This is a genomic window from Mesorhizobium silamurunense, from assembly GCF_014843905.1.
GTDB lineage: Bacteria > Pseudomonadota > Alphaproteobacteria > Rhizobiales > Rhizobiaceae > Mesorhizobium > Mesorhizobium silamurunense.
This window is the reverse complement of the sequence record NZ_LPVS01000157.1, coordinates 1-343: the sequence shown is the minus strand read 5'-3', so window position 1 is coordinate 343 and position 343 is coordinate 1. Positions and strand designations below refer to the sequence as shown.

The window sequence follows — 343 nt, the reverse complement described above, 5'->3', positions numbered from 1 at the left end:
GCGCTCTTCCTTGCGGTCGAGCACGAAGCCGAGATAGAGCTCCTGCGCGATATCGACGGCTTCCTCAAGATAGAGGCGCGATATCAGCTTGCCGCGCGGGCCGGTCTGCTGGGTCACCAGCTTGCGCCCGAGCATGGCTTCCGCCGCGGTGGATATCTCCTCGTCATTGGAACAGAGTTTTATGCCGCCGGCCTTGCCGCGGGCGCCGGAATGAACCTGCGCCTTCAGCACCCATTTCGCGCCGCCGATCTCTCTGGCACGGTAGGTCGCCTGTTCGGGGCTGTAGGCAAGGCCGCCGCGCGGCACATGCACGCCGTGGCGGGCGAGCAGTTCCTTGGCCTGG

The 343-nt window shown here is 65.9% G+C and carries 1 protein-coding gene; it reads right to left on the bottom strand.

Annotated elements, in window-relative coordinates; translation table 11 throughout:
• On the bottom strand, positions 1-343 hold a 343-nt coding region (locus AU465_RS38180), incomplete at both ends, for an ATP-grasp domain-containing protein (protein WP_312891343.1).